General features: G+C 57.7%; 22 protein-coding genes. 2 read left to right on the top strand and 20 right to left on the bottom strand.

The window, feature by feature from the left end; translation table 11 throughout:
- Positions 1–442 precede the first annotated feature (442 nt).
- The 16 genes from tyrS to infC all read right to left on the bottom strand — a co-directional run bounded on the left by tyrS (position 443) and on the right by infC (position 18,567).
- Positions 443–1,747: a tyrosine--tRNA ligase gene (gene tyrS, locus HMPREF2836_RS01395; RefSeq protein WP_070629149.1), complete on the bottom strand. Its 1,305-nt coding sequence runs from the start codon at positions 1,745–1,747 to the stop codon at positions 443–445.
- A gap of 166 nt (positions 1,748–1,913) precedes the next feature.
- Entirely contained in the window at positions 1,914–4,208 is a 2,295-nt protein-coding gene (locus HMPREF2836_RS01390) for a HelD family protein (protein ID WP_070629147.1), read from the bottom strand.
- A 203-nt stretch (positions 4,209–4,411) separates the two neighbouring features.
- Entirely contained in the window at positions 4,412–4,987 is a 576-nt protein-coding gene (locus tag HMPREF2836_RS01385; protein WP_005507865.1) for an adenine phosphoribosyltransferase, read from the bottom strand.
- Between the two features lie 134 nt (positions 4,988–5,121).
- Positions 5,122–6,726 (bottom strand): AMP-binding protein, encoded by a 1,605-nt coding sequence (locus tag HMPREF2836_RS01380; protein ID WP_070629145.1) that lies wholly within the window; start codon positions 6,724–6,726, stop codon positions 5,122–5,124.
- A 153-nt stretch (positions 6,727–6,879) separates the two neighbouring features.
- A complete protein-coding gene (locus HMPREF2836_RS01375) occupies positions 6,880–7,365 on the bottom strand; it encodes an arginine repressor (RefSeq protein WP_049345349.1) in 486 nt (161 codons plus the stop codon).
- A gap of 395 nt (positions 7,366–7,760) precedes the next feature.
- Complete coding sequence (locus HMPREF2836_RS01370; protein WP_049345348.1) at positions 7,761–8,528, bottom strand: hypothetical protein; 768 nt, start codon at positions 8,526–8,528, stop codon at positions 7,761–7,763.
- A gap of 192 nt (positions 8,529–8,720) precedes the next feature.
- Positions 8,721–11,291, bottom strand: a complete 2,571-nt coding sequence (gene pheT / locus HMPREF2836_RS01365) for a phenylalanine--tRNA ligase subunit beta (RefSeq protein ID WP_070629143.1) — start codon at positions 11,289–11,291, stop codon at positions 8,721–8,723.
- Between the two features lie 3 nt (positions 11,292–11,294).
- Positions 11,295–12,422, bottom strand: coding sequence for a phenylalanine--tRNA ligase subunit alpha (pheS, locus tag HMPREF2836_RS01360; RefSeq protein WP_070594156.1), 1,128 nt, complete (start codon positions 12,420–12,422; stop codon positions 11,295–11,297).
- A 237-nt stretch (positions 12,423–12,659) separates the two neighbouring features.
- Entirely contained in the window at positions 12,660–13,181 is a 522-nt protein-coding gene (locus HMPREF2836_RS01355; RefSeq protein ID WP_049338512.1) for a hypothetical protein, read from the bottom strand.
- Positions 13,182–13,509: 328 nt separating this feature from the next.
- The gene (locus tag HMPREF2836_RS01350; protein WP_070629141.1) at positions 13,510–13,992 is read right to left on the bottom strand and encodes a (deoxy)nucleoside triphosphate pyrophosphohydrolase; all 483 of its coding nucleotides are present in this window, start codon (positions 13,990–13,992) and stop codon (positions 13,510–13,512) included.
- A gap of 16 nt (positions 13,993–14,008) precedes the next feature.
- Complete coding sequence (locus HMPREF2836_RS01345) at positions 14,009–14,824, bottom strand: DUF421 domain-containing protein (protein ID WP_049345309.1); 816 nt, start codon at positions 14,822–14,824, stop codon at positions 14,009–14,011.
- An 18-nt stretch (positions 14,825–14,842) separates the two neighbouring features.
- Positions 14,843–15,763 carry a cation diffusion facilitator family transporter gene (locus HMPREF2836_RS01340; RefSeq protein ID WP_005507873.1) on the bottom strand — a complete coding sequence of 307 codons (921 nt, stop codon included), beginning with the start codon at positions 15,761–15,763 and terminating at the stop codon, positions 14,843–14,845.
- A gap of 97 nt (positions 15,764–15,860) precedes the next feature.
- Positions 15,861–16,862, bottom strand: coding sequence for a TrmH family RNA methyltransferase (locus HMPREF2836_RS01335; protein WP_005507128.1), 1,002 nt, complete (start codon positions 16,860–16,862; stop codon positions 15,861–15,863).
- A 116-nt stretch (positions 16,863–16,978) separates the two neighbouring features.
- Positions 16,979–17,359, bottom strand: coding sequence for a 50S ribosomal protein L20 (gene rplT / locus HMPREF2836_RS01330; protein WP_005507127.1), 381 nt, complete (start codon positions 17,357–17,359; stop codon positions 16,979–16,981).
- A 114-nt stretch (positions 17,360–17,473) separates the two neighbouring features.
- On the bottom strand, positions 17,474–17,668 hold the full coding sequence (gene rpmI, locus HMPREF2836_RS01325; RefSeq protein WP_004006287.1) for a 50S ribosomal protein L35: 195 nt from the start codon (positions 17,666–17,668) through the stop codon (positions 17,474–17,476).
- A gap of 197 nt (positions 17,669–17,865) precedes the next feature.
- Positions 17,866–18,567: a translation initiation factor IF-3 gene (gene infC / locus HMPREF2836_RS01320; RefSeq protein ID WP_005507875.1), complete on the bottom strand. Its 702-nt coding sequence runs from the start codon at positions 18,565–18,567 to the stop codon at positions 17,866–17,868.
- Positions 18,568–18,860: 293 nt separating this feature from the next.
- Between infC and HMPREF2836_RS01315 the strand changes: the two genes are divergently transcribed.
- Positions 18,861–19,283 (top strand): DUF1844 domain-containing protein, encoded by a 423-nt coding sequence (locus HMPREF2836_RS01315; RefSeq protein ID WP_005507125.1) that lies wholly within the window; start codon positions 18,861–18,863, stop codon positions 19,281–19,283.
- Positions 19,284–19,438: 155 nt separating this feature from the next.
- Here the strand turns inward: HMPREF2836_RS01315 and HMPREF2836_RS01310 are convergent, their stop codons facing one another.
- The 3 genes from HMPREF2836_RS01310 to HMPREF2836_RS09060 all read right to left on the bottom strand — a co-directional run bounded on the left by HMPREF2836_RS01310 (position 19,439) and on the right by HMPREF2836_RS09060 (position 21,764).
- Positions 19,439–20,221, bottom strand: coding sequence for a HisA/HisF-related TIM barrel protein (locus tag HMPREF2836_RS01310; protein WP_070614763.1), 783 nt, complete (start codon positions 20,219–20,221; stop codon positions 19,439–19,441).
- Complete coding sequence (locus HMPREF2836_RS01305; RefSeq protein WP_083309140.1) at positions 20,221–21,006, bottom strand: type 1 glutamine amidotransferase family protein; 786 nt, start codon at positions 21,004–21,006, stop codon at positions 20,221–20,223. Before HMPREF2836_RS01305 ends, HMPREF2836_RS01310 begins: the two co-directional genes overlap by 1 nt.
- A 119-nt stretch (positions 21,007–21,125) precedes the next feature.
- Positions 21,126–21,764: a LysM peptidoglycan-binding domain-containing protein gene (locus tag HMPREF2836_RS09060; RefSeq protein ID WP_083309139.1), complete on the bottom strand. Its 639-nt coding sequence runs from the start codon at positions 21,762–21,764 to the stop codon at positions 21,126–21,128.
- A gap of 817 nt (positions 21,765–22,581) precedes the next feature.
- Here HMPREF2836_RS09060 and lexA point away from each other — a divergent pair.
- Complete coding sequence (lexA, locus tag HMPREF2836_RS01295) at positions 22,582–23,256, top strand: transcriptional repressor LexA (RefSeq protein ID WP_070614766.1); 675 nt, start codon at positions 22,582–22,584, stop codon at positions 23,254–23,256.
- A 150-nt stretch (positions 23,257–23,406) separates the two neighbouring features.
- On the opposite strand, the gene HMPREF2836_RS01290 is transcribed toward lexA, so the two are convergent.
- Positions 23,407–25,479 carry an ATP-dependent DNA helicase gene (locus tag HMPREF2836_RS01290; RefSeq protein WP_070614768.1) on the bottom strand — a complete coding sequence of 691 codons (2,073 nt, stop codon included), beginning with the start codon at positions 25,477–25,479 and terminating at the stop codon, positions 23,407–23,409.

The raw sequence follows: 25,479 nt of genomic DNA, 5'->3' as shown, positions 1-25,479 counted from the left end.
AGATGCCGAAATAGGTCTGCAACCCGAAATAGAGTGAACTAGGACACAAACAGGGCCTTGAAAGGGTCTCAAACACCCTCACAAACATCAAACAGCCTAGTCAGTGCGTTTTATGGGTGCTAAAAAATCTTCAAAAAACTTCTAGAAACCTCAAAAATCTGCGAATTCCCCTCGCTGGAGCCCCAAAACAGGGTCGAAAGGCGCCCAAAGCCCTCGCCAACAAAGACAAACCAAGAAACCCCAGAGCCAGAGGGTAGCAGAACGATACAAGACAGAGGGCAGCAGAACGATACAAGAAGAGCCCCTCCTGACGGAGGGGCTCTGTGTATATAGGGAACAGAAAAGGAGGGGCGCTCCCCCACCGAACACTCAGCACTAAACACTCAGCAGAGAAGAACCCCTCCCCATCTATATGTATCGAGAAGACTAAATCAGCTCTGTACTAGATCAGCTCTACAGCACCCTGGTTCTTCTTGCCACGGCGAACCATCGCAAAACGACCGTGCAGCAGATCATCCTTAGAAATAGCTGCGTCCTCGCCCTGAACCTTCACGCCATTCACCGAAGCGCCGCCCTCCTTCAGAATGCGACGAGCCTCAGAGTTAGACTTCGCAAAGCCCAGCTCAGTCAGAACAGAAATCATGTCCAGACGGTCCTCAGACAGCTTTGCCGAAGGAAGCTCAGCAATCACAGACTCCAGGGTAGCCTCATCCAGAGCAGCGAAATCGCCCTTACCGAACAGAGCCTCCGAAGCAGCCACAGCCTGATCGGTAGCCTCGGTGCCGTGCACCAGCGAAGTCACCAGGTACGCCAGAGTCTTCTGAGCCTCACGCTTAAACGGCTCCTTCTCAACCTTCTCAGCGTACTCTGCAATCTCCGCACGAGTCAGGAAGGTGAAGACCTTCAGGCGATCCAGCACATCCGCATCCGCAGTGTTCAGCCAGAACTGGTAGAAAGCGTACGGCGAGCACATCTGCGGGTTCAGCCAAATAGCGTTACCCTCGCTCTTACCGAACTTAGTGCCATCAGAGTTAGTAATCAGCGGAGTACCAATAGCGTGAACGCTCTTACCCTCCACCTTACGAATCAGCTCGGTACCGCTCGTCAGGTTACCCCACTGATCAGAACCACCGGTCTGCAGAGTACAACCGAAACGACGGTTCAGCTCCAAGAAGTCCAAGCCCTGCAGAATCTGGTACGAGAACTCGGTGTACGAAATGCCCTCATCAGAGTTCAGGCGCTTCGCAACAATCTCCTTCTTCACCATGGTGCCCACGCGGAAATGCTTACCAACATCGCGCAGCAGCTGCAGAGCAGACATCTGACCGCTCCAGTCCAGGTTATTCACCATGCGGGCTGCGTTCTCACCCTCGAAAGAGAGGAAACGCTCAATCTGAGCACGCAGAGACTTAACCCACTCAGCAACAACCTCAGGAGAGTTCAGCACACGCTCAGACGTCTGACGCGGATCACCAATCAAACCGGTGAAACCACCCACCAAACCCAGCGGCTTGTGACCGGCCAGCTGCAGACGACGCATCACCAGCAGCTGCACCAAGTGACCCAGGTGCAAAGAAGCCGCAGTCGGATCATAACCCGTATAGAAAGTCAGGCTCTCCTCGCTCAGCGCCTTCTCCAAAGCAGCCTCATCAGTGCTCACGTGCACCAGGCCGCGCCACTTCAGCTCCTGCCAAATATTCTCGAAGGTATCGTCATTATGCTGCGCGTTGAGGATCTCGGCAGACATGCTTCTCCCATTCACAAGGTAACAACGCCCGAAGGCGCTCGAACAAAATATGTAACAAGCCTAGCACCGCACCGGCACAAACGCTCAGAAAAACCCAAGCGAGCGCCCAAACCGGTGCGGCACCGGCTCAAAGAAATAACAGATAGAGGCTACACGAGCCGCAAGGCTACAGACCCGCGGGCATCCGCGAACCCACCATGTGCAGGCGCTGAGTCGGACGAGTCATCGACACGTACAAGTCGCCCACAGCACCATCAGCATCATCAATCAGCTGCTGCGGCTCAACAATCACCACAACATCAAACTCCAGGCCCTTCGCCTCCCACGGAGTCAGAACCAGCACCTGATTCTCCAACGCAGTCTGCGCGGTACCCGTACGATCAGCATGAGCACGAGCCACAGCTTGAGCCGTCTGAACATACAGGCTCGGCGGGCACACCACACCAATCAGAGCACCACCCGAATGAGCGACCTCCTCACTGACCACGGACACGGTCTGCTCCACAACAGACTCGGCGGCAACCTCATGCACCTGCGGAGGCCACTGGCCCTCACGCACCGCACGAGGCGCAGACACCTCATAACCAGCAGCCTGAGCAACCGATACCGCCGCCTCAGCAATCTGAGCCGGGGTACGGTAATTAATCGTCAGCTCCTCCAGAGTGAAACGCTCACCCACAAACGGCTCCAACGCCTGCGACCACGACGAAGCAGCCGCAGCCGAAGACGCCTGAGCAATATCGCCCACAATCGTAAAAGACTTCATCGGGCAACGACGCATCAGCAAACGCCACTGCATGGGTGAAAGCTCCTGAGCCTCATCCACCACAATATGGCCATACGCCCAGGTACGATCAGCCGACGCCGCAGCCGCAGCAGTCATACGCTCGCCACGAACCTCATTCATCATCGCAATCTGCTCAGGAGTAATCACGCCATCAGCGCCAATATCCTCCAGCGACTGGTGAACATTCTCCAAAGCCTTCGCCGCATTCTCAAGGTTCGCACGATGCTCCGCCGCAGCACGAGCCGCAGCAGCCGCACCGGTCACCTTCGAAAAATCGCCCAGAAGCTCAGCAGCCTCATCCAGCAGAGGAACATCAGCCTCCGTGAAGGGGGCATCCGCCGGGCGGGCCAGCAGCTCACGCTCAGCCTTCGACAACTCACGAGTCGCAGACTCCAGATAGTGCGGCTTCGAGAACAGCGAGCGCAACAGAGTCTCAGGCGACAGCGGCATCCACGCCAGGTTCAAGGCACGGCGCACATCCATCGAAGCACGCACATCATCCTGCAGATACGGACGCTCCACCACACGACCCGCCGCACGGTTCAGCTGATCATCCAGCTTCGCGGTCAGCTCCTTCAACAGAATCTTCACGAACGTCTCACGAGCCTCATTATGCGGCTTGCCCGTCGAACGAGCACGAGAACGAGCCGAACGAACCATCTCCGGAGTCAGCTCAACATCAGTACCCTCAACATTCAGACGCTGAACCTGAGCCGGCACCTTCTGACGAGCCGCCACCGCACGCTTAATAACCTTCACCATGCGCAAATCGCCCTTCAACGCGGCAACCGCACGGTCCTTCTCAGGCACAGCACGCAGACCCGGGTACAGGGTCGCCAACGAAGCCATCACCACGCCGGTCTCACCCAGCGAAGGAAGCACACGCTCGATGTACCACATGAACGAATTCGACGGACCAACCACCAGCACGCCAGCCTTCGACAGGCGCTCACGGTTCGTGTACAGCAGGTACGCCGCACGATGCAGAGCCACAGCAGTCTTACCGGTACCGGGACCACCCTGCACAACACGCACACCCGGCAGCTCCGAGCGGATAATCGCATCCTGCTCAGCCTGAATCGTCGCCACAATATCGCCCATACGGCCGGTACGCTTCTTATTCAACGCCGCCAGCAGAGCACCCTCACCGTGGAGGGTGTCCTCATCCTGCAGCATCTCCGAATCGAAGACCTCATCCTCAATATTTACGACAGTGCGGCCCTCAAGCATCAGGTGACGGCGGCGGCGCACACCCATCGAGTGGAAAGCAGTCGCCTGATAGAACGTACCCGCCTCCGGGGCACGCCAGTCCATCAGCAGACGCTGCTGATTGCTATCCGTAATACCAATACGACCGATATAACGCACCGCATCAGCGCCCTCACGGTCCATATCCAGTCGACCAAACGTCAGACGAGAATCCACAGCATTCAGCTGGGCCAAACGATCCTCATAGTGAGTAGCAAAAGAGTCACGCTCCGAACGGTTCTGATGACCGCCCACCGCCTGATTCTTACGCACAGCAGCCAGCTTCTCAGCCGTCTCATCACGGAGCTCATCCAGGCGAGCATACACGCGAGCGACATACTCACGCTCCGCAGCCATCTGCTCAGCAAACAGCTTCTCAGCCGCCGAAGAATCAGCAGACTGCTGGGGTAAAGATTCAGATGACACGTAAGCTCCTTAAACCTATGGTGTCTCAAAGACAGGGTGCGACAGACACCCAAAAATACGGGTCACTATTTTACAGGACAGGCTCCGAAGGGCAGAAATATTACCCCCACAAAAAAGTGCCCCACCGGCTCAACCGGCGGGGCACCCCTCATCAATATCGGCTACACACACCCAAACGGCGGTACGCCTCAAACTCTATAAAACTACTTCGACGGCAGCGGGTACTCAGACACCAAGCTCAGCGTCTCAAGACGGTAACCGTCCAGCGCCTCACGACCGCCCAGACCCTCCAGCTCCAGAAGAGCACCAACGCCGGCAACCTTCAGGTTCGCACGCTCCACCAGCTTCGCGGCGGCCACCAGGGTACCGCCAGTCGCCAGCAGATCATCCAGCAGAAGCACACGAGTACCCGGAGCGAAATCATTACAGTGAATCTCAATCGCCGCGCTACCGTACTCCAGCGCATACTCCTCACGGTACGTCTCACGCGGAAGCTTACCCGCCTTACGAACCGTCATCACGCCGGTACCGGTAGCGTACGCGAGCGCAGAAGCCAGCAAGAAACCGCGAGCCTCAACACCAGCCACCACATCAAACTGACCCTCAAAACGAGTAGCCAGCTCATCAATGCACGCCTTGAACACCTCAGCATTAGCGAAGAGAGTGGTCACATCGTAAAAGAGGATACCCTCGTGCGGGTAATTCGGAATCGTAGCACAAGCAGCCGGAATCAACTGCTCAATAGGGGTTCGCGAAGCCTCAGAAGCGGGAACGCTCATGCTCTCTCTTTCGTGAAGGGGATAGTCCCGAAAAAAACACCCGGGAACAATAACGCGGTAGAAGCCGCCTACAAAATTCTACCCTCTTCACCCGCGCTTGTCCTCAGATGAGCGACAAGAACCATCTGCCGGGATTAGCCTCTCTGAATCACAACCCGCAAGTCACGCTTAAGAATCTTGCCGGTCGGCCCCAGCGGCATGCTCTCCACCATCACGTAGCGGCGAGGATACTTATACGCCGCCAAACGAGTACGCGCCAACGCATTCAACTCCACCTGCAGCACGCCCTCATCAGCACCCGGACGCGGCATCACCACGGCCACAACCTCCTCACCCACACGCTCATCCGGCACGCCCAACACAGCTACCGACTGCACCTGCTCATGGGTATAGAGAACATCCTCAATCTCACGCGGATACACCGAATAGCCGTTACGCAGAACCATGTCCTTAATACGGTCCACAATAAAAATATTGCCCTGCTCATCCACGCGCGCAACATCGCCGGTCGCAAACCACTCGCCGTCAAAAACCTCAGCAGTAGCCGCAGGATTATTCCAGTAGCCAGCCATCACATTCTCGCCGCGTACCCACAGCTGACCGCTCACACCCGGCGCACACTCGGAACCCTGCGGACAACGGACCTGTACCTGCACGCCCGGCAGAACACGACCCACCGAACCGAGCACCATGCCAAACTCCGCCTGGTTAAACGAAACCACCGGCGAAGTCTCACTCAAACCGTAGCCCTCATACACCGGGCACTCAATCAGCGTTTTCAACGCAGAATGCACCGGCGCAGGTAGCGGCGAACCACCCGAAATACCGAAGCGGATGCGACCACGCAGCGAGCGCGCACGCTCAGGCTCAGCCTCCAGCGCCGCCGCTAACGACACATACATGCTCGGGACCGCAGCCAACACCGACACCCCAGCACTCTCAATCAGATTCAGCGCACCATCAGGGGTAAAACGCGGCAGCAAAGCCACCGTAGCCGACGCCGCAAACGCCGCGTTCATCGACACCGTCTGACCAAACGCGTGGAACAGCGGAAGGCCACCAAAAATGACGTCCTCAGCGGTAAAACCAAAAACGCTCACGCAGCTACGAGCATTCGAGAGGATATTCGCGTGGGTCAGCGTCGCACCCTTCGGTTTGCCCGTCGTACCCGAAGTGTACAGAATAATCGCCGGGTCGCTCGCCGCCACCGGGACAGGCTCCAGAACAGCATCCGACGAATCAGTAGCCGACAGCGCGCTATCGGCAGGCACGTCAAAAGGAGCCACCGGCGAGCCCTCTCCCCCGGTGAAAATCTCGCAACGAACCGAACCGTTCTTCACCAGCACCGTCGAGGATGCCTCCGACGCCAGACGAGTACCCGCAAACGCAAAAAGCACCTTCGCCCCGCTATCGCGCAGATGATACTCCAGCTCAGCACCCGACAACAGCGGATTCAACGGAACACAAATCGCACCCGCAGCCACAATGCCGTAATACAGTGCAGGCATCAACGCCACATTCGGCATAGACAACGCCACACGGTCACCACGCTCAACACCGAGCGCCGCCAAATGACGCTGAACCTGCGCGGCCGCAGACGCCAACTGCGCGTAGCTCACCACCCGCATATCAGCAGATTCAGAAGCCGGAATCGCCAAAGCTGTCTTAGCCCCCGAACCAGAAGCAGCCTCAGCCAAAAGGTAGGCAATATTGTTCGCTGAATCGTGTATTTCAGACATGATAGAAAACTCTCACCACAGAAAAATCGGTATATCTAGAAAAGGAGAAGACGAGCTAGAAGCCCGGCAAAGAACCCGAAGACAGCAGAAGGGCGTACCTTCAACCGCTCCCCCCGAAATATCAGAAGAACAGCGCAAGATACGCCCCAGCTACTACTGAGCAGCAGACCAATCCAAGAAGCTCTCGGCAAGCGCAGCCCCACCATTGGGGTCACGAGTAATCACTATTACCGTATCGTCACCGGCAATAGTGCCCATAATCGCTTCAAGACCGCCCTGATCAATAGACGACGCCAAGAACTGCGCAGCACCCGGAGGAGTACGCAGAACCGTAATATTTGCCGAACCCTCAGCGGTAATCAGCAGTTCCTTAAACAGGGAAATCATACGGGCATCAGGTGCAGTACCGCCGCCACGACGAGCAGGATAATTCGGCACAGCATAAATCAAGCCAGCGCCTTCATCACGGATGCGCTCAGCGCCAATTTCAACAAGATCACGGGAAAGGGTCGCCTGAGTAACCTTCATACCATCATCGGCCAGGTACTGCGCCAGTTCAGCCTGGGAGCGGACACGTCGGGTCTGCAGCAATTCAACGATGCGTGCCTGACGCGCGATCTTGGTCGAGGGGAAAGGCATAATATCTCTTCTTCCTACGGTGCCAATCACGAATTCAGAACGGAGCTGCCCAACGGTGGCGCAGCGCGACATTCTTTACTACCCAAGATAATACATATGCACATAAATATGCGCACCAAATATGGATTATTCCAAGATATGGGGGAAATTTCAGGGTTTATCTCACCAACTGTCACGCAAAATGCCGCGAATGTAGCGTGTATCTACACATTCGGGCGCATAACCTCACAATGAATGCATAGCGTGCAAGAACATTGTGGACTGGTGCGCTGCGCCGGTCAAGAGACCTCCGGTAGGCGAGCGCGAAAAAGGAGCCCGCCTCCAGCAACATCATGTGCGCCAGAAACAGGCTCCTTCAACAAAACTTCGAGGTGAATCCTCAGGACTCAGAACGCCTAGCGCTCATCCTCCACCAGACCATCCAGGTCCTCATACTCGACATCGCGCGAACGGCGGTTCAGCCACACAGCAAAACCCAGACCCAGCAGAAGCACCAGCACCGCACCAACAATACTTGCGATACCGGCAAAACGCTCGGCGTTCACGCTGTCCTCAGTCACAGGCTTCAACGTGCCCTTCTCGGCGGTGTAGACGACCTCAAGAGTGCCGCCCTTCTCCACCAACAGGCCGTCTACCTCACGCGGGAACTCCGAAGGAACGTCACCAGTCTGCGAACCACGGAACTCAATCGGAGCACCCGAAGTCACTTGATACTTATCCTTCAGGTTCGACACATACGTCTTACCGTTCAGCGCGTCATCAGCCGGCAAGTTGCCCTTATAACGAGCAACATTGCCCTTCGTAATCAGGTCAGGAGTCAAATCCTGGTAGGTGCCCTGAATGACCCAGCTCTTACCGGCATACTCGGCGTTATTATTCACCGACGCAAAAGCACGGACACCCGCAATAGCCAAAACAATGGAAAGAATAACCGCGACAGCAGCAGAAAGAACCGACAGCCAGTTTACGCCCGGGCGGTCATCCAGCTCTTCCTCACTCATCGCGAAAAGGGAGGAGTTCTCTTCCTCATCGTCGTAATCCTCGTACTCGTCGTACTCCTCATATTCAGAATCCTCGTACTCAGAATCCTCAAAGTAGGTTTCTTCGACCTCAGTAGACTGCGACAGCTCATCCTGTTCGCGCGAGTTCTCTCGATTAGCCATTACTCTCTCCCTCACTTCATCTATCTTCTAGGGTACCCATAACCACATGAGTTCACCACTGAAAGCGCTTATCAACGCTTCATAAACCAACCCAACAGGTAAACCCACCACGCAACGCCAAAAGCTACGGGGTGGGAGCCAACAACTCCCACCCCGTCAGCACTAGGCATTACGCCTTAGGGTTAGACCCGGTTAGACACGCGGTTCCGCACCCAGCTGCTCAACAGTCGCAGCCACAGCAGCCTCACGAGCAGCCGATGCCTCATCAGCAGTCAGCGTACGATCCGGCGCGCGGAAACGCAGAGCAAACGCCAAAGACTTCTTCGACTCATCAATACCGACACCGCGGTAATCATCAAAGACGCGGATGTCCTCCAGCAGCTCGCCAGCGCCCTCACGCAGAACACGCTCCACCTCAGAAGCAGGCAGATCGCGGTCCACCAGAAGCGCCACATCCTGGGTAGCAGCCGGGAAAGTCAGCACCGGAGTAGCCTGATGCGCCTCAACACGACCAGCAAACAGCGCCGAGAAATCCAACTCAAACGCGCAGGTACGCTCAGGTAGGTTCAGCTCCTGCAGAAGCTTCGGGTGCAGCTCACCAGCAAAACCAACACGCTCACCGGCAGCGTTCAGAACCTCAGCCACACGGCCCGGGTGGAACGCTGTATGCACACCGTTACGCACCTGAATCTCAGCCGAAACAGCATCAGCAACCAGACGCACAGCGTCCAGAGCGTCACGCCAATCGTAAGCGCGCGGAGTAGCACCCGGCATCGCCTCGTGCTCAGTACCTACAAACAGACCAGCAATGAAAGTGGGCTGCTGCGGAATACCGGCATTCAGATCAGCCAGAACCTCATCCGAGGGGCGAGCTCCCAGCGGCGGAATAGACTCGGAGCCCAGCTGCTCACCCGGAATGAACACATGACCCGACTCAAAAATAGCCAAGTTCTTGAAACCACGAGACAGGTTACGCTTCAGAACCTCAACCAGACCCGGCAGCAGCGAGCGGCGCATCCAGCCCTCAGCCGAAGAAATCGGGTTCTCCAGGCGAATCGAAGGAACCTCAGTCACCGGGTTCTCGGGGGTGCTCGCCCACGGAGCCGACCACAGGTTATTCGCATCAGCCGACACGAAGGGGTACGCAAACACCTCAGTCAGACCGGAAGCAGCCAGCGCGTTCAGCGCACGACGCTTACCCGCCTGCTCCGGAGTGTAACCGCGACCCGCAGGAGCCACCGGCAGAGTCGAGGGGATGTTCTCGTAACCGTCAATACGTGCGATTTCCTCAGTCAGGTCCTCCTTCGCACGCAGGTCAGTACGCCACGACGGGACAGTCACCGCGTAACCAGACTCGGTACGCTCCACCGAGCAGCCAATCTCACGCAGGCAAGACTCAATCTGCTCCGGCGAGTAATCCACGCCAATACGACCAGCAGTGTAATCAGCGGGCAGGTCAATCACGACCGGCTCGTAGCCCAGGGACACGTCGGTCACGCCCGGCTCAACCTGAGCGCCAGCCAGCTCAACCAGCAGCTCAACCGCACGCTGAGCGGCAGCAGCCTGAATCTGCGGATCCACGCCACGCTCAAAACGCTTCGAAGACTCAGAAATCAGCTTGTGACGGCGAGCAGTACGAGCCACCGACACCTCATCAAAACGAGCAGACTCCACCAGAATGCGGGTGGTCGAATCGGTCACCTCAGTCGAGGCGCCACCCATCACACCGGCAAGACCAATCACGCCGGAATCATCAGCAATAACAATATCCTCGGGGTGCAGAGTACGCTCAACACCGTCCAGGGTCACCAGCTTCTCGCCAGCAGCGGCGCGACGCACCACAATCTCACCCTGAACCTTGTCAGCATCGTAGAAGTGCAGCGGCTGACCGGTCTCCAGCATCACGTAGTTCGAAATATCCACCGGCAGCGACAGCGAGCGCACACCCGCCAGACGCAGACGCGAAGACATCCAGGTCGGAACCGGCGCGTCCGCCTTCACGCCCGACACCTCACGCATCACGAAACGAGTGCATGCGGGGTTACCGTGAATCGGGGCCTCATCACGCAGAGAAACCGGGTGACCGGACTCGTTCGCCTCCGGGGCGCGCTCGCCGTACGCCAGCACAAAATCCTCAAAGGAAGAACCGGTAGCGTGGCACCACTCGCGAGCAATACCGCGCAGAGAGAACGCGTAACCGCGGTCCGGGGTCACGTTCACCTCAGCAGCCTGATCGTACAGGCCCAGCAGCTCCATCGCGTCGGTGCCAAGCTCCGGGTCCAGGCCCAGGGTCGAAAGCACCAGGATGCCGCCGTGATCATCGCCAATACCCAGCTCACGAGTCGAGGCAATCATGCCAGCCGACTTGTGACCGTAAGTCTTACGAGCGGTAATCTCGAAACCGCCGGGCAGAACAGCACCGGGCAGGGTCACAACAACCTTGTCGCCGGGTTTGAAGTTGTGGGCACCACAAATAATGCCCTGAACGCCGGAAGGCTCAATGCCCTTACCGGTCAGAGTCTGCTCCTGGCCCTCCGGAACCACACGCACCTGGCACCAGTTCACGGTCTTGCCGTTCGAGTGGGTCTCCGGCTCCATAGAGAGCACCTGGCCAACCACAATCGGGCCGGACAGCTCATCAGAGGGGCGGTGAACGTCTTCTTCTTCCAGGCCAACCTTCACCAGGGTTGCCATCAAATCTTCAGCCGAAGCATCCTCGGCTACAGGCACGAACTCGCGCAGCCATGACAGGGGTACACGCATAATTTAGATCTCCATCCCGAACTGCTCAGAGAAACGGATGTCGCCTTCAACCATGTCATGCATGTCAGCGACGTTGTTACGGAACATGAGGGTACGTTCAATACCCATACCGAAAGCGAAGCCCGAGTACTCCTCAGGATCAATACCCGCAGCACGCAGAACATTCGGGTTCACCATGCCGCAGCCGCCCCACTCAATCCACTGCGGGCCGCCCTTAGCGTTCGGGTGCCACAAATCCAGCTCAGCGGAAGGCTCAGTGAACGGGAAGAAGTTCGGGCGCAGGCGAATCTTAGCGTCCTCACCGAACATGGCGCGTGCCATGTACTCCAGGGTGCCCTTCAGGTCAGCCATGGTCAGGCCCTTATCCACGGCAAGGCCCTCAATCTGGTGGAAGACCGGGGTGTGGGTCGCGTCCAGCTCATCGGTGCGGTACACCTGACCCGGGCACACAATGTACAGCGGCAAATCACGCGAAAGCAGCGAGCGCATCTGCACCGGCGACGTGTGAGTGCGCAGCAGCAGGTGAGCGTTCTTCGGCTCAACGTAGAAAGTGTCCTGCATTTCGCGTGCCGGGTGATCCGGCTTAATGTTTAGAGCGTCAAAGTTGTACCACTCAGACTCCAGCTCCGGGCCGTCAGCAACTTCCCAACCCATACCGACGAAAATATCAGTCAGGCGCTCCTGCATCAGAGCAATCGGGTGGCGGCCGCCCAGGGAACGGCGAGGCGAAGCAGCAGAAACGTCCACAGCTTCCTCAGCCAGGATGCGAGCCTCACGCTCAGCCTCCAGCTCAGCGGTACGAGCCTCAATAGCCTCAGTCAGCGCCGCACGAGCCTGACCCATCAGCTTACCCACCGGGCCCTTGTGCTGGTTCTGAAGATCACGCATCTGGCGGTTAGCGATGCTCATGATGCCCTTCTCACCGAAGAAGCTCAGGCGCACCTCCTTGAGGCTGTCAAAGTCCTTAGCCTTCTCGCGAATCTCCTGGCGGGCGCGCTCACGCTCAGCCTCAAAAGCCTCACGGATAGCGTCCAAACCGTTCTCGGGGTTCTCCTCCAGAACCTGCGCAATGCGGGCGAGAACCTGAGCCGGGCCGTTAAGACCCTCGTGTTCCTGCACGGAATCGGTCATTGTCACTCTTCTCTGCATACCACCGGCACTATGCCGGCTGGCTCGTTATACACCTTAGGTAGCACCGTCTGCTCTCCCCCGGCTACCCACACAGGGTGCGGAACAGGGGTAAGGCGACGGGCGCATATCCTATCCATTTTAGACCAGAGAAGGAAGCGCAAACAGCAGAACGCCCGGATAGTCCATCCGGGCGTTCTAGAGTATATCTTTTCAACAACAGGGTTGAAGAGGGTACTTCTACTTCAGAGCCTGCTTCACAGCCGGGTCAAAAGAAGCACGAATCCACAGCACGTTCGCAATGAACCATGCCGCGTACAGGGGCACGAAGCCGTAGCGCTGAGCGTCAATGACATTACCAATCAGAGACAGAATCGCCACGAACGCACCCAGAATCGCAAAAATCAGACCAACAGTCAGGCCCAGACGCTTGCCCTTCTGAATTGTGAAGTACACCCAAATGTACACAACCGCAGAAACAACCAGCAGGCCGATACCGCCTGCAACGCCGAACTCCGGCAGACCCTTCAGCGGGGACAGGTTATCCGGTGCGAACGAGGAAATAACACCGTGGATCAAGCAGAGCAGCGCGGAGACAATCATAATCTCCTGCAGACGCAGAATCTTCGGGTGCTTGGTCGGCGAGTGGAACAGAATTCCGCGCGGCTCAGCGCCGCCTTCCTGAATATAAATAGCTTGAGTGTCCGAGGGAACCGCGTCGGAGCGGTAGGCACCCGGATCAAACGGGGGTTGAGCAGTCATCATTGTCTCCCAATACGTATGTGATTTCTCCCTCAATACTACCCGCCTACCGATTGGTTTCCAAAGTATGTATCCGTGTCGAACCCATATATGACAAAATCCCCTCCCCAACAAATACACAAGTCAGAATCACCTGGCGCATAAATCACCCTCAAAATATGAATAAAGGCGGGACTCCCCACAGGGAATCCCGCCTTCAAACAGTGTCACAAAAGATAGAGAAAATTTATCCTGTTACCGCCGCGAACGTGTCACACAACGGCGAATTAGCCTCGCAACGAACTAACGCTGAGAACTAACGCAGAGTCTTAGCGCCACAGCACCAGGATTACGCCTCACCAGTGCCAGTGTCCTGCAGCTGCTGCAGGAGCGCTTCCACAATCGGCAAATCCGCCGGAATCCACGGCAAACCCAGCAGGTCATCGTGCGCCTGCGTGTCATCCTTAGACTTCGGCAACGGCATCCACCGCAGAGCACTATGATCTTCCAAAGTATCCGGAGTACCCGAAAGAATCTCCGCGAAGAACACGCGCATCGCCAGACGCTCGCTCAGACGCCAACCCTGCGGGTACGCGCCGGGCACCTCAGCACCCAAACGCGCCTGCACCCCCAGCTCCTCTTTCAGCTCACGCACCAGCGCCTGCTCGAAGCTCTCCCCCGGCTCGACCTTACCGCCCGGGAACTCCCACATACCGGCAACAGTCTGCGGCTCAGAACGCTGAGCCACCAGCATACGGGTCGGAGCCACCAAAGAATCGACCACGGCGGCGCCAACCACCTGAACCTCAAACGAGGGCGACACTTCACTCATCTTTCTCTACCTTCTTCTACGCTTTAGAATCCTTCATCGGATGCGCATCTTCAGCAGCGTGCTCCGCTACTTCCTTCTCTGCATCCTCAGTATCCTCAGGCTCAGGAGCTTCCTCCACGCCTTCCTGCCACTCTTCTTCCTCATCATTCATATTCGAGGCTTCTGCCACCTCACGGCGAATATTAGTGCCGTCATTCAGCAGAATCAGAAGGCGGTTACCGTTCTTGAACTCCATGAGGAAGACATCCTCAAGCTCGACCTCAGCGGCACGCAACTGTAGGTACACCCAATCCTCGGTCTTGTGCGCATCCGCGATATCGCGAGTGACCAAGCTACCCTTCACAATCAGAGCAAAGTTCGGCACACCGTCACCCTTACGGATCACGCTCAGCGCACCGTTCGGTTCAATCTGAGCGAACTCAATGTCTTCCAGGTCGTAAATACCCTGCGCACGAAGGTCAGCAATCAGGCGCATCGGATCAAGAACCACATCTGCCTGCTGGAAGCTCTTAATATCGATATCACCATCCGTAATGACCGGCACGCGCTGCTCACGCACCGCCATATGCAGAAAACGAATCTTCGTGGTCGCCACGTTCAGCAGCTGAATCATGCACAGCGTAAACACCATGTAGATGACAAAGTAGAACAGGCTAATCTGCTCGCTGTACAACACGCCACCGAACACACCACCGATGACAAAATTACCAATGGTGTCAATCGGGGTCTGGTGCCCCGCCTGAGAACGGTGAGTCAGACGCAGGTACACCAAAAGAATGATCAGGCCAACGAAAATCTTTAGCAAACGATAAACGATCATCTCAACGGTCATAACAAAAATCTCCTAGAGCTAGGCCCGGAAAATATCCGGTTCCAGATAAATGATGCGCGCCGCAGGAACAGCCTCGCGAATACGCACCTCAGCCGCGTCAATCTCATCAGCTACCGCACGACCAGTATCAGCATCATGAATACGAATCTTTGCCGCCACCAGAATCTCCTCAGGACCCAGGTGCACAGTCTTAATGTGGATAATGCGCTCGCTATCGCCGTCCTCAATCGCCGCACGAATCTTCGCCAAATCCTCCGGCGAAGCAGCCTCACCCAAAATTAGGGACTTCATCTCCACCGCAAGGAACACAGCGATAAAGACCAGCAGCACACCAATAGCCAGAGTGCCGAACGCATCCCACAGACCATTACCGGTCAACAGAGTCAGACCCACGCCAAAAAGCGCGAAAATCAGACCCAGCAACGCACCCGCATCCTCCAGCAGAAGCACCGGAAGCTCCGGGTTCTTCGAAGTACGCAAGAAACGCATCCAGCTCTGCTTGCCCTTCAGATCACGCGACTCCTTCACCGCCACGCGGAACGAATTACCCTCCAGCAGAATCGAACCCACCAGAACAGCCACCGGAACCCACTGCCACTCAGTAATACCGTGCGGGTCATGCAGCTTCTCATAACCCTCATACAGAGCGAACAAGCCACCCAGGGCAAAGATAATAATCGAAACAATAAACGCGTAAATATAGCGGTTACGGCCATAACCAAACGGGTGCTCCTCATCAGCCTGCTTCTGCGAAGCGCGACCGCCCAGAAGAAGCAAAAGCTGATTACCCGAGTCAGCCACCGAGTGAATAGCCTCCGCCAACATCGACGAAGAACGAGTCAGCGCAAAAGCCAAAAACTTCAGCACCGCAATACCCAGGTTCGCACCCAGCGCGGCAATAATCGCGCCCGAACCCGAATGACCAGAAGGAGCAGACATAATTTCCCTTTCTCAGCCCTAAACTAAAACTCTAAAACCATGAGGCGAAGGCGGCCCGCCGCTGCACAACAGCCGTGAACCGCCCAACCTAGAAAAACTAGCGGGACACGCCGCGCTGAGCCATCGCCGAAGCATACAGGCACACAGCAGCAGCCGTACCCACATTCAAAGACTCAGCCGAACCATAGACAGGAACAGCCACGCGCATCGTAGCGGCAGCCTTCTCTTCAGCGTTCAAGCCCTGCGCCTCATTCCCGAAAAGCCACATCGTCGGCTTAGAAAGATCAAAATTACCCTTCACACCGGAAGGAGCACTCGCCTCCACACCGGCACGACGAGCCGCAGTGTACTCGCTCAGCTCCTGCAGATTCACCGCACCATAGCCGTCAGCAGCCAGCACAGCAGTACCCTGAGACTTCACATCCTCCGCGAAATCCTCCAGCTGCACGCCCTGAATAATCGGCACATGGAACAGCGAACCCGCAGTAGAACGCACCGTCTTCGGGTTATACAAATCCACCGAGCCCTTAGTCGTAATCACCAAGTCAGCACCGGCTGCATCAGCCACACGAAGAATAGTGCCCGCATTACCCGGATCCTGCACACGAGACAGCACAGCAATCAGCTTCGGGTTCAACGCGCCCTCACCCCACAGCAGCGAGAACGACGCATCCACCATAAAGGAAACCGCAATAATACCCTGCGGGCTCACCGAATCAGCCATCGCCTCCAGCACTTCATCGGTCACCACACGCATAAAGACGCGGCGGCCCTCCTCCGGGGTGGGAGTGCCATACACCTGCTCCAGCAGCTCAGCAATATCCTCATGACGGTCAAAAGCCGCCTCCGTAACGTAGACAGCATCCAGAATCGGCTTCTTCAGATGCGCCTTCAACGCCTCACGCACAGCCTGCGGGCCTTCCACCAGGAACTGGCCCTTCTTCGTGCGGGCAGCGCGGGTACGCAGCTTCGCAATATCGCGGACACGATCTGCCTGCGGATTGGACATCACAACGGGGGTACTAATACGTTCAAAAAAGTTCACTCTTAAAGGGTACAGGCAAAGGCACACCCAAAAACACGGAACAGCCACAAGCACAACCCCAGATACGCAGAAAGCGGCCGCCCACACTCAAAGTGCAGACGGCCGCTCACGACGCTTAAGCATCCTACCCCGAACCTAGATTTTCGAGGTAAGAACACAACCTAGGCTAATTAAGCCTTGGGAGCCGAGGTGTCCTCGGGCAGGTTGTTCTTAGCAATCTCAACCAGTGCGTTGAAGGCAGCGGGCTCGTTAACAGCCAGCTCAGCCAGCATACGGCGGTCAACCTCAACACCAGCAGCCTTCAGGCCCTGGATGAAGCGGTTGTAGGTCAGGCCCTGTGCGCGGGAAGCAGCGTTGATACGCTGAATCCACAGGCGACGGAAGTCACCCTTCTTCTTACGACGGTGGTCGTAGCTGTAAACCAGCGAGTGAGTGACCTGCTCCTTAGCCTTACGGTACAGGCGAGAACGCTGACCGCGGTAGCCGGATGCACGATCGAGAATAGTACGGCGCTTCTTGTGCGCGTTAACCGCGCGCTTCACACGTGCCACGTGTGTCTCCTTCGTCTTATGTCCTGAACAGCTCACATATCACGCTGAACAGGAGCGAGTCTTTAATCAGTGCGCACCACTATCGGTGCGCCAGGTGCAGAGAGTAAGCGTTGCTTACTTACCCAGCATCTTCTTGACAACCTTTGCCTGGCCGCCGGTAACGATCTGGTCAGAAGCCAGACGACGGGTCAGACGAGAGGACTTGTGCTCCAGGTAGTGGCGACGGTTCGCCTGCTGGCGCTTAACCTTGCCGCTACCGGTGAGCTTGAAGCGCTTCTTAGCACCAGAGTGGGTCTTCTGCTTCGGCATAGCTGCCGTTCTCCTTACATTCATCCCCCGCCACAACGGCGGGGTAGCTTAGTGGGGTTGAGCGATACACGCATCAGCCCCAAGGACCAAAGGTGAGGCACCCCCAACGAGGTGCCTCGGAACCGGCACCGGGTGAACCCGCAACACCCACCCAACGGTGGAGGCGCGTGCCCATCCTAAAGTGACGACCCGGTTCCCTACTCGGCGGAAGCCTGTGCCTTCAACTCGGCAGGCATAGCGTCTGCCAAAGAATTAGTTACGGGCTTCGCCTTGGTCGTGTCAATACGCTCGCGACCCTTGCGACCGCCGGCGCCCTGCTCACGGCGAGCCTCTGCCTTACCGCGAAGCGGAGCCAGAACCATCACCATGTTGCGGCCATCCTGACGGGGGCGAGACTCAACGGTGCTCACCTCAGCCAGCTCAGCCGCCAGACGCTCCAGCAGACGCACACCCATCTCGGGGCGCTGCTGCTCACGACCACGGAACTGAATCATTGCCTTGACCTTGTCACCACCGGAAAGGAAACGACGAGCGTGTCCAACCTTGGTTTCGTAGTCGTGGGTATCAATCTTCAGGCGGAAACGGATCTCCTTCAGAACGGCATTAGCCTGCTTCTTGCGGGATTCACGAGCCTTGATTGCGGCTTCGTACTTGTACTTACCGTAATCCATGAGCTTGCACACGGGCGGCTTCGCGTTCGGGGCAACCTCGACCAGGTCGAGTTCGGCGTCCTCAGCCAGACGCAGAGCGTCCTTCAGAGGGACAACGCCTACCTGCTCGCCACCGGGACCGACAAGACGGACCTCGGGAACGCGGATACGATCGTTAATGCGTGGTTCGCTAATGACTAGCTCCTGTGCTCTGTGGGTTTCCCCGTGAATACTATCCGTTGCGGGCACTAAAAAAGCCCCCGCAGTTACACAAGCGGAGGCACAAACCAGCGTACGCCGAAAGCGGCGGACGAACCCGTTCACCTCAAAACTCGCAAACAAACGCCTGCGGCGGTCAACCGGGTGGGAGGCATGCTCCACTTGCAAACTGCCTACAACCATACCGCAGAATCCCCGACAGACGCAAGGAAATAGACGCAAAACACCATAAAAATTGCGGGGACTCCTCCAGAAAGTCCCTAGAAGTGCCCACTCTTAAGGACGCATTTACCGAAACAAACGAAATATGAGATTCTAAGACTATGAGCACTGAAAACACGAACTTCCGCTTCACCGCGGAAGAAGAAACCCCCGTACACGGCCACACCGAACTCACCGAAGAGCAGGTCGAAGCCGTCAACGAACAGCTGCGCGACATCGCAGACGTACCCGCCATCGAAATCATCAGCTCCGCAGCCATCCACATGATGAGCGCTGCAGCCGTCAAGTGCGGCCTAGCAGCAGACGAAAACGCCGACGACCTCAAGGACCTCGACGAAGCACGCAAGCTTATCACCGCACTGGCAGGCCTCGTCACCGCCGCAGCACCCGAAATCGGCTCCCAGCACGCAGCGCCCCTACGCGACGGCCTGCGCACCCTGCAGCTCGCATTCCGTGAAGCATCCCCCTTCCCGGACGAGCCCGGCAAGGGCCCCGGCGAAAAGCTCACCGGCCCGGTCTACTAAACCAGCACGTGTACTAAACCAGGACGCACGCTAAACCAGCTGGTCCACTAAACCGCCCCTGGTTTATGTCATCACGAAGCCCCGTCTCCCTCACGCTGAGGAAGACGGGGCTTCGTCATATATAAAGTCCGTTCGGGTTAGCGGGAACGGTAGCTTTAGCGGAAGCCAGCAGCCTCAAGAGCCTGCTCAAAACTAAAGTTACCCACATACAGCGCCTTGCCAAGCACCACACCCTCCAAACCATGAGGCACCATGGAACGCAGCTTCTCAAGATCAGCCAGCGACGCCACACCACCGGACGCCACCACCCGGCAGGCAGTCTGCGCCAGCACCTCATCCAGCAGCTCCGCACCGGGACCCGCCAGAGAACCGTCCTTGCTCACATCCGTGACGATATAGCGGCGCACGCCCGCGCCCTCCAGCCACGCCAGCGCCTCCGCCAGATCAGGGCCCGACCAGTCGGTACCGCGAGCCACCGTCACCCAGCCCCGCTCAGGGTTATAGCGGGCATCGAGACCAAGAGCCAGAAGATCAGAATCGGCGTAACGAGCCAGAGTGCCTTCAAGCCAGGAAGAATCCGTCAGCGCCGCACTGGTCACGTTCACGCGGTCCGGATTCAGACTCAGGGCACGCTCCAGACTCTCAGCATTGCGCACACCGCCGCTGACCTGAATACGAACCGGAGCGGAGCCGCGGGCATTCTCTGCACGGACGGCGGCAACCACCTCAGCCAGAACCTCAGTATTCGTGCCGCGACCAAATGCCAAATCAAGGTCAACCAGGTGAATCCAGCGGGCACCAGACTTCACCCAGGTCAGAGCCGACTCAACAGGGTCGAGGCGCTGCTCACCACCGGACAGGGTGCCACCCACCGGGCGCACCGCGTAGCCTTCAGAAATATCAACAGCGGGCAGAAGTTCAAGAACGGGTGCAGACATTAGTTACCTCCCGCAGCAGTAGCGGAGTCTCCAGAAGACAGAGACTCAGAAGACAGGCGACCGGTCACCGCCAGGGACGCAACCCAGCGGCGCATAAACTCCGCCCCCAGCTCGCCAGAGCCCACCGGGCAGAACTGCACCGCCGTCAGCGGACCGTTCTCAACCGCCGCGATATAGGCGGGCTCGGTGACAGTCCAAGTCACCGCCGGAGGGGCAATATATTCAATGCTCTGATCAAAAGCCCACTCAAAAACGCCGTGCTCAGATTTGAAGTGAGCCTCGCCCTCAAGATCCTTGAGCAGCGTACTATCGGCGGACGGGCGCAAAGTAGCAACACCGGGAGTTACCTCGCGGGTAGAAAGCTCCACGCCCTCGCCGGGCCACTCCCCCATGCCCTGCACCTGAACCTGCCCCATCTGCGGATGCTCCACCATAATAGAGTCAAAGAGGCAGCTCAGTGCCGCACCGGCAACCAGCACCGGACGACCACCGGCAACGCGGCGGCCAATCACACGCTCAGCGTCCTTAGCTTTCAGGTCTTCGTACGCCTCAAGAGAGCTCGCACCGCCGGTAACCACCATGCCGTCAGCCTCACGCAGCTGATCGGGCACAGCGGTTACGATCACGTCCGCCCCCGCATCCTGAAGAAGCTTCACCAAGGCGCCACGAGTTCCGGGTTCCCCCAAAACAGCAACCACAGGACGAGCAGTCTGAGCATTCTGTACAGATTCAGTTTCCTGTGCAGATTCAATTTCGGTGAGTGTGGGTTCAACGGGAACAGGCATCGGTGCGCTCCTATTTCATAGGCTCAAGAATTCGGCTCAAGCGCTCTAGCTTGAGAGATGAAGGATTCGGAGTCAAGACATCAACCTCATGCAGAAGCCAACCACACACGGGTCCGTACTTAGCGCTGAGTCTGAGGGATTTCCAGACGCTGACCGGCATCAACAGAGGTGCTGGTCAACGAGTTCAACTCCATAATACGAACCACAGTATCACGGGTGTCACCTTGCGGATTCACCGCCTGAGCAATATCCCACAGGGTCTCGCCGTGCTTGACCACAATGACGGTTCGAGTCACCGAAGCGTTCTCCACGGAGGCAGAAGCCGCCGGGCCAAAGAAGCTAATAGCGCCGAGCACAATCAGTGCCGCCAAGGTCAGCAGAGGCAGGCCCTTCAGAAAACCGCGCACAGTGCCAAGACGACGAATAGAACCGGGAACCGAGCGCAGAAGCTCGCCGCCCTTAGCCAGAAGAACACTCTTCGCACTAGGCGCCTGAGCCGCAGAAGATGCCTGAGTAGAAACAACAGGGGTAGAAACGGCGGGAGCGTGAGCGGGCTGAGCCTCCTGCGCGGGACGGGGTGCATGAGCCGCACGAGAAGAGCGAACAGACTGCGAAGACGCAGGCACACGAGAACGCCCCTGCACGGTGCTGGCGGACACGGTGCTGGCGGACGCTGTGCGGGCGGGGTGAAGTACCACCAAACCTGCCGGAAGGTGTGCAGAAGTGCCGTGAGAAGCAATAGGTGCTGCAGTAGTCATTGTGGTTCCTTTCTCTCAGCTCGCCCGGGGTTGCCCCGCGGGTCTAGCAATGCCGAGCGATACCCGCTCGGAGGTCCTAGTTGAGTGATAACTATGGAGTGGTGATTGTTAGGCGATAACTATTGGGTAGCTAGTCCCTAGTAGTTAGGTCAGAGCATTCGGATGCACCGGGTTGATTTGGGTACCCCAGTTTTGAGCCCCCCATCCCCCGCGCTCTCTCTTCGCCAGATGCTTCCTAGAGCATCCGAGGTAGATCATGCGAAGAGAGAGGCAGAGGATTCGAATACATTCGAACACTCATTCGCTCTCGTCTCCCGGAAGACTCCGGGTCGAATCTTCGAATATTTTTCGAACATTCGCCCGCAAATCCCGAATTTCAGGAGAGATTCAAGAGTATATACGAACTCTTGTTCTAAAGTCTAGCAGAGATGTGCTAAAAATTTCTTCGAGTTTCGAAGAAAAAATCTAGAATATTTGTTTGAGTTTTTCGGTGCAGTGTTCTACACTGGTGTCAAGAGACGTTCCACACGCTCCTGATGAGTCCTACTCACAGCAGGTTTCTGTACCCGTTACAGCTTGGTTCTGTATCGAATGCAGGTGCTGCTGGCTGAGTTTTATAGGGCGGAGGCGCATACTCGTTGCCTGTGTATCGCTTCGGTATCGCTTCGGCACGGATAGAATTCCTCCACCCCCTGACGAGATAAGACCCATTTCGGCAGAACCAAAAAATTTTTAGGACACCATCAGAAAACGTGTGAAGCACCCATCCGTGCCCCGACCGGGATACAAGGTCGGAGTACAGACCGAAGGAAAAGAAATGGCAACAGCACCCCGTCCGGCGCTGACCGCGCGCCAGCAGAAGATTCTTGACGCGATCCGCACCGAGATTGAACAAAAGGGTTACCCGCCGTCCATGCGCCAGATTGGTGACATGGTGGGTCTTGCGTCCCTATCCTCGGTCACTCACCAGCTTGGTCGCCTCGAGACTATGGGCTATATTCGCCGCGATCCCAAGCTCCCCCGCGCCATTGAGGTGCTGGATGAGAACGGCGTCGGCATCCACGGTAGCTCCTCCTCGTCCCTGCCCGAGCTGCCGAACTTCGAAGTTGGCGATGAGGACCTCGTACCCGTTCCCCTGGTTGGACGAATTGCAGCGGGCGGTCCCATCACTGCCGAGCAGTCCGTGGAGGATGTGCTCGCCCTGCCCCGCCAGTTGGTCGGTAACGGCAAGCTGTTCATGCTCAAGGTCAAGGGCGATTCCATGATTGACGCCGCAATCTGCGACGGCGACTGGGTGGTTGTCCGCGAGCAGCACACCGCGGACAACGGCGATATCGTTGCTGCTCTGCTCGACGATGAAGCAACCGTGAAGGTGTTCCGTCAGGTCGACGGCCACACCTGGCTCATGCCGCGCAACTCCAACTACGAGCCGATTATGGGCGACCGCGCAACCGTCATGGGTAAGGTCGTCTCCGTGCTGCGTAGTCTCTAAAAGATGCAGTCTCTAGAGACATAACCGCTAGGCTTTTAGCTCTATATAAAAATCACCCCGGTGACACGTGAATGTTCACGTGTCACCAGGGTGATTTCTATATTTCCAAAGCGGAAGGTGCGGTGCAGCCAGGAATGGAATCCACCCGAGCTAACGCTCAATACTCGCCGAAAGACGAGCCAGCGCGCCAATTACGGCTGCCTTATTCTGGGTCGACCACATCGGCGGCATAGCCTTCATCAAGAAACCGCCGTAACGCTTGGTTGCTACACGAGAATCCAGCACAGCCACCACGCCGCGGTCAGACACCGAACGGATTAGGCGACCGGCGCCCTGCGCCATACGAATCGCCGCGTGGTGAGCAGAAACCGCCATAAAGCCGTTACCGCGGTGACGGTTCACTGCCTCCGTACGAGCCTGCGCAATCGGGTCATCCGGGCGGGGGAACGGGATGCGGTCCATCACCACCAGGCGGCAAGAGTCACCGGGAACGTCCACGCCCTGCCACAGGCTCATCGTGCCGAACAGGCACGAATCGACGTCCTCGCTGAACTCTTCCACCAGAGCCTTGAGCGAAGACTCGCCCTGCAGAAGAATGTTCAGGTCGCTGTGCTCACGCATGTATTCGGCGGCACGCTCGGCGGCACGCTTCGAGGAGAACAGGCCCAGGGCACCGCCTTCCGACGCCTCGCACAGCTCACGCAGACGCTCCAGCTGACCTTCATGCACACCGAATCCCGGAGGTTTCAAATCCCCGGCGACGTACATGATGCCCTGCTTGCGGTAGTCGAAAGGCGAACCTACGTCGATGCTCGTCCAGCGCGGCGCGCCCTCACCCTGCAGTCCCAGGGCACCGGCGGCAACGTCAAAAGAGTCACCCACTGTCAGGGTCGCACTCGTCAGAATCACGGTGCGGTCAGCGAACAGACCGTCACGTAGCTGCAAACCGACGCTCAAGGGGGCGATGTTCAGGGTCGCCGGGTCGGTATCGGAAGCAGCCACATAGCGGCCGTTCTCCCAACCACCCTGACGAGAAATCCACAGCACGTCCTGCTCGCCCGAAGCCTCCAGGATGCGGCTACTCATATCGTGTACCTCAGAGACACGCGAGCGCGCCATCTGCAGGCCGGCGTCAACGTCCTGACCGTCCGGTTTGGTATCGGACAGGGCGGTGCGGGCGGCATCATTGACCGCAGAAATAGCAGTCAAAAGGCGACCGTCCAGGCCCTTCAGCAGGCCTTCGGCAAGACCCTCGAACGCGGTCTCCAAGGTGCCGGCAGCCATTTCCAGTGCGCCGGAATCAGCCTTCGAATGCTTCTTTACGCTACGCGCCGCACGGCGAACCATCGCAACCGTCAAAGAACCAGACACGGCACCGGTCACGCGGTCCACCAGCTCATGAGCCTCATCAATAATGACCGTCTCATGTTCGGGCAGAACCTTCATGCCCTCGAAAGCGTTAATCGCCAGCAGGGCGTGGTTCGTGATGACGATATCAGCTTCAGCGGCACGGCTACGCGCCATCTCGCTAAAGCACTCTTCCACCAGCGGGCAGCGGCGGCCCAGACACTCGGCGGCGCTCACCGATACCTGAGCCCATGCGCGGTCAGAGACGCCGGGCTTCAGCTCGTCACGGTCGCCGGTCTCCGTGCGGTCGGCCCACTCGCGCAGGCGCACCACTTCCTCACCCACGCGGGAGGTCGAAGAAGGCATGTCAAAGAGAGCATCCGGCTCGTCTTCCGGGTAGCCGCCCTCCAGCTTGTGCAGGCAGAGGTAGTTATTGCGGCCCTTGAGCAGAGCCACCTGCGCCTGCGATTCAGGGCGCGGCTCCAGCGCTTGTAGAAGACGCGGAATATCGCGGTTCACGATCTGCGCCTGCAGGGCAAGGGTCGCCGTCGCAACCACAATCGGCTGGTCCGACTCCCCCACCCGCGCCAGGGCAGGAACCAGGTAGCCCAGGGACTTACCGGTACCGGTACCCGCCTGGACCAGCAGGTGACGCTGCAGTTCAAGAGCCTGCGCCACATGCGCCGCCATGGTGCGCTGACCGGCACGATTCTGACCGCCAGTGGCGGCAACCGCCTCATCCAGCAGGGTCAGGGCGTCCTTCGCACCGGGCAGGGTCTCAAGCTCCTGCCCGGTAAATCGGGTGCCGTCGGTTGCCGGTTCGGGTGCAGTTCCCGGGGCGTTTTTAGGCGCGTTGATGCTCTCGGTCACGCTCAT

Source organism: Rothia sp. HMSC065C12, from assembly GCF_001812085.1.
In the GTDB taxonomy this organism is placed as follows: Bacteria; Actinomycetota; Actinomycetes; order Actinomycetales; family Micrococcaceae; genus Rothia; species Rothia mucilaginosa.
This window is presented reverse-complemented; position numbering and strand designations above follow the sequence as displayed.